Source organism: Mesorhizobium sp. M7A.F.Ca.AU.001.01.1.1 (assembly GCF_004022735.1).
In the GTDB taxonomy this organism is placed as follows: Bacteria; Pseudomonadota; Alphaproteobacteria; order Rhizobiales; family Rhizobiaceae; genus Mesorhizobium; species Mesorhizobium ciceri.
Genome location: NZ_RZPF01000569.1, coordinates 1 through 4376 on the forward strand (window position 1 = coordinate 1; position 4376 = coordinate 4376).

Below are 4376 nucleotides of genomic sequence, written 5' to 3' on the forward strand. Positions count from 1 at the left end.
GTCCATTGCCGGACCTTGGGTGAAGTCGCCGGTCGGATGGTCGAGATCGAGCGGGATGACGTCGAGTTCGGCGCCGGCCATGCGGGCAAGCTGGTTGATGGCGGCACCGCCGCCAGCGAAATTCGCCACCATCTGCACGGTGACTTCCGAGGGATAGGCCGACACACCTTGCGCGGTGACGCCGTGGTTGCCGGCGAAGACGAAAACCTTGACGCGGTCGAGTTTCGGCATGTCGCGGCCCTGCCAGCGCGCCAGCCACGCGGCGATGGTCTCGAGCCGGCCGAGGCTGCCTTGCGGCTTGGTCAGCGTGTCCTGGCGGCGGGCGACCGCATTGGCCGCGGCATCGCTGCCAGCCGGCAGGTCGAGGCAGGCGGCGCGCAATTCACTAAGGGATTTGAAGGGCATGGGGGCAAAGTCTCCGAAAAGGAATCAGGCCGCGAGAATCAGGCCAAAGGGATCAGGAAAGCGCTACGGAAGCGACGAGCAGCACCGCGATCTCGCTTGCCTGCTGCAAGGCGCCGATCGTGTCGCCGGTCTGGCCCTCGATCTGGTTGAAGCAAAGGGCGCGGAATGCGGCAAACAGCAGGCCAAGCAGGATCAGCGCGAAGACGGCGCCGCCCAGCCCGAGCAAGAGAAGCGGGATCGCGCCGAGCAAGGCGCCGGCTATGGCGGTTTCCTGCGAGACGGTGCCGGCGTCGACCGAGAGGCCGTCGACGCGCGCTGGAGGCAAGAGATGCATGAAGGCGCCAAGCAGGCCGCGCGAGGCCGCGTGTGCGGCCAGGAGGGCAAACAGGGCCTGTGTGGGATCGACGAACTCCGACAGCGCGCTCCAGCGGACCAGCAGCGACAGAGCCAGCGCCGCCGCACCATAGGCGCCGATGCGGCTGTCGCGCATGATCTCAAGTTTGCGGCCGCGCGATTTGCCGCCGCCAAAACCGTCGGCGACGTCGGACAGGCCGTCCTCATGCAGGCAGCCGGTGGTGAGCAGGGTTGCCATAAGGGCAAGTGCGGCCGCCGGCCCCATGGCAAGGCCGAACCGTTCCGCCGTGGCAAAAACGATGGCGCCGATCAGGCCGACGACGAGACCGGCGATGGGGGCGGCCCAGATCGCCGCGGCAAGGCTGCGGCCGCGAAAATCGAAGACGGGCAGCGGCAGCCTGGTGAAGAAGACCAGGCAGAGCGCGATGTCGTCGACGGCCTGCCGTGGTGAAAGGGCCAGATTCCCGAATTTCATGCTCTAGCCCCTCGCGATCGCATGGAAGAAGGTGCCGCTGACATGGCCGCGCCGGTAGCCCGAGGCGCCGATCGGATTGCCCTGGCCGTCGGCAAGGTCGGCCAGCGGCTCGTCATTGCCGGTGGCCGTCATCTGCGCATAGTGGAATTCGTGGCCCCGGATCAGCGCGGCCTGTGCACCCAGCGGACAATCGGCACGCAGCCGCGCCTCGCGGTAGCCGAGGTTCATCTTGCGCCTGGCGAAGCTGGTGGCATGGCCGAGCAGGCCGAGCATCGCATGCGTTTCGCCCGACGCGTCCTCCAGGGCTTCGCCGAGCACCATGAAGCCACCGCACTCGCCATGGATGGGCTTCGTCGCGGCGAAACGCGCCATGCCGGCGCGGAAAGTCGCGGCGGCGGCGAGCTTGCCGGCGTGAAGCTCGGGATAGCCGCCCGGCAACCAGCAAACGTCGCAGGTCCCGTCGGGCGCTTCGTCGACGAGCGGCGAGAACGGGACGATTTCCGCACCCGCCTTGCGCCAGTAGGCGGCGACATGCGGATAGAGGAAGGTGAAGGCGGCATCCTCGGCCAGCGCGATGCGTTGGCCGGGCGGCGCCAGCGCGTCGTCGAAACCGCCGGGCGCGGGGGTGAGGGGCGTCGCCAGGGCCATGATCGCATCGAGATCGAGCGACTTTTCCGCCATGTCGGCCAGCCGGTCGAGATGCGCCATCAGGTCGTCATATTCGCCAGCCTGGACAAGGCCGAGATGCCGCTCGGGCAGGTTCAGAGTGGGATCGCGCAGGATGGCGCCGACGACCGGCAGGCCGATCGCCTCGATGGCCTCGCTGCACAGCTTGCGGTGCCGCTCGCTGCCCAGCCGATTGAGCGCGACACCGGCCATGCGCACGTCAGGATCATAGGTGGCAAAACCCTTGGCGACAGCCGCCGCCGTGGTCGACTGGCCGGAGACGTCGAGCACAAGCAGCACCGGCAGGCCATAGAGCCGCGCCAGGTCGGCCGCCGAGCCGGTTCGGCCGGGAGCCGCGGGTATCCCGTCGAACAGGCCCATGGCGCTTTCCAGGATGACGAAATCGGTGTCATCGGCGGCTTGCGCGGCAAGGGCGTTGAGCAGCGATGGCGGCATCGCCCAGCTGTCCAGATTGACACCGGAGAGGCCCGTGGCGGCGGTGTGGAAGCCGGGGTCGATATAGTCGGGGCCGGATTTGGCGCCGCGCACCTTCAGCCCGCGCCGGGTCAGCGCCCGCAGGATGCCGATGGTGACGCTGGTCTTGCCGGAGCCGGAGCGCGGCGCGCCGATGATGATGGCGCGGGCCGTCATGCTTGCCCCGCCAGGGCCGCGCGCATGGCAACGATGCCGCCAACGACGATCAGCGCCGGCGAGGCCAGACCGGCGGCCGCAGCTTCCTCGGCAATGGTGGCGAGCGTGGCGACGACGGTCCGCTCCTGCGGCGTCGTCGCGGCGACGATTACAGCCGCCGGTGTCGACGGCGCCAGCCCGCCATCGAGAAGGGCGGCTGATATCAAGGGCAGATTGGCCATGCCCATATAGACGACGACAGGCTGGCCGGTGCGGGCGATCGCCGCCCAGTCGAGATCGTCATCGGTGCCGGCGGCGTGGCCGGTCGCCAGGATCACCGCCTTGTTGATGCCGCGCATAGTGGCGGGGATGCCGGTCGCGGCCAGCGCACTGAGGCCCGAGGTCAGGCCGGGCAGGACGCGGAACGGGATACTTTCCCGCGCCAGCGCCAGAGCTTCTTCGCCGCCACGGCCGAAAATATAGGGATCGCCGCCCTTCAGCCTGACGACGCGGCGGCCTTCGCGTGCGAGCCGGACCAGCAGGGCGGTGATGTCGTCCTGTTTCATCGACGGTTTGCCGCCGCGCTTGCCGGCAAAGAAAAGCTCGGCATTCTCCGCAACTGCGACAATGTCAGGGGACACCAGTGCGTCGTAGACCAGCGCATCCGCCTCGGCCAGCGCCGCCAGCACTTCCAGGGTCAGGCAGCCGGGGTCGCCGGGGCCGGCGCCGGCCAGCCAGACATGGCCCGGCTCCAGTTGGCGCGGCTTGAAGTTCAGCCGGGACAAGGCTTTTTCGAGCGTGGCGTTTTCGCCGGTGTTTTTGGTGCTGCCGCTCACAATCCGTCCCGTCCGCGAAAACGCCGCTGATAATGGGCGTCGTATAATGAACTCTCGCCAAAACCTCGCGCCGCCAGCGAGCGGCCGACGAAGATGATCGCCGTGCGCTCCATCGGATCGGCGGCGAGCTGTGCCTCGATGGTCGCCAGCGTGCCGGTCAGCACGCGCTCGTCCGGCCAGGAAGCGCGGAAGACGACCGCCACCGGGCAATCGCCGCCATAGTGCGGCGTCAGTTCGGCGACGACGCGATCGATGGCGTGGATGGCCAGATGAATAGCGAGCGTGGCGCCGGTGCGGCCGAAGCCGGCCAGCGTCTCGCCGGGCGGCATTTTTGAGGCGCGCCCGGAAATGCGGGTCAGCACCAGGCTTTGCGCCACTTCGGGAATGGTCAGCTCGCGGCGAAGTGCGGCGGCGGCGGCGGCGAAGGAGGGGACGCCCGGCGTCAGCGTATAAGGGATGCCGTGCTTTTCCAGCCGGCGGATCTGTTCGGCGACCGCGCTCCATACCGACAGGTCGCCGGAATGCAGGCGGGCGACATCCTGGCCTGATTTGTGCGCCTCGAGATAGGCGGCCTCGATCTCGTCGAGCGACATCGGCGCGGTGTCGACCAGCTTTGTCCCCGGCGCGCAGTGCTGCAGCAATTCGGGCGCGACGATCGAGCCGGCATGCAGGCAAACCGGGCAGTTTGCCAAAAGCCTTGCGCCGCGCAGCGTGATGAGGTCGGCCGCACCTGGACCGGCGCCGATGAAATGAACGGTCATGGCGCATCTCCGCTGATGGCGATGGCACAGGTGACCGGGCCGAGCACGGTGCGGGGGCCAAGCAGTTTTGCGCCTGTGCCGGCCACGGCGAGGGCGGACGCCTCGGAGACCGATGGTGTGCCGGCAACATCCTGCGAGAGATCGGAATGGCTGAGCGTATCCGACGAGGCAGCTTGAAGTGCTGAGTCGTCGACGACGATGACGGGAAGACTCAGCGTGCGGCCAGCGGCGGCGATCGCTTCTTCATCC

At 68.3% G+C, this 4376-nt stretch carries 6 protein-coding genes; all 6 read right to left on the reverse strand.

From position 1 onward, the window contains the following. Window positions 1-405 (reverse strand): nicotinate-nucleotide--dimethylbenzimidazole phosphoribosyltransferase (locus tag EN884_RS27220; RefSeq protein ID WP_206617650.1); only part of this gene is annotated, 405 nt, incomplete at its 3' end. Between the two features lie 52 nt (window positions 406-457). Continuing rightward, window positions 458-1234 carry an adenosylcobinamide-GDP ribazoletransferase gene (gene cobS / locus EN884_RS27225; RefSeq protein WP_063168249.1) on the reverse strand — a complete coding sequence of 259 codons (777 nt, stop codon included), beginning with the start codon at window positions 1232-1234 and terminating at the stop codon, window positions 458-460. A gap of 3 nt (window positions 1235-1237) precedes the next feature. Next, window positions 1238-2551 carry a cobyrinate a,c-diamide synthase gene (locus EN884_RS27230; RefSeq protein WP_063168248.1) on the reverse strand — a complete coding sequence of 438 codons (1314 nt, stop codon included), beginning with the start codon at window positions 2549-2551 and terminating at the stop codon, window positions 1238-1240. Continuing rightward, window positions 2548-3366 carry a uroporphyrinogen-III C-methyltransferase gene (cobA, locus tag EN884_RS27235; protein ID WP_063168247.1) on the reverse strand — a complete coding sequence of 273 codons (819 nt, stop codon included), beginning with the start codon at window positions 3364-3366 and terminating at the stop codon, window positions 2548-2550. The genes EN884_RS27230 and cobA overlap by 4 nt, the downstream gene beginning before the upstream one ends. Then, entirely contained in the window at window positions 3363-4127 is a 765-nt protein-coding gene (cobM, locus tag EN884_RS27240; protein WP_024501374.1) for a precorrin-4 C(11)-methyltransferase, read from the reverse strand. Before cobM ends, cobA begins: the two co-directional genes overlap by 4 nt. Then, a partial coding sequence (locus tag EN884_RS27245) for a cobalamin biosynthesis protein (protein WP_164895174.1) occupies window positions 4124-4376 on the reverse strand: 253 nt, incomplete at its 5' end. The genes EN884_RS27245 and cobM, both read right to left, overlap by 4 nt.

Coding starts and splice junctions, on each gene's coding strand:
- cobS (WP_063168249.1), bottom strand. CDS start 1,234: ATGAAATTCGGGAATCTGGCCCTTTCACCACGGCAGGCCGTCGACGAC.
- EN884_RS27230 (WP_063168248.1), bottom strand. CDS start 2,551: ATGACGGCCCGCGCCATCATCATCGGCGCGCCGCGCTCCGGCTCCGGC.
- cobM (WP_024501374.1), bottom strand. CDS start 4,127: ATGACCGTTCATTTCATCGGCGCCGGTCCAGGTGCGGCCGACCTCATC.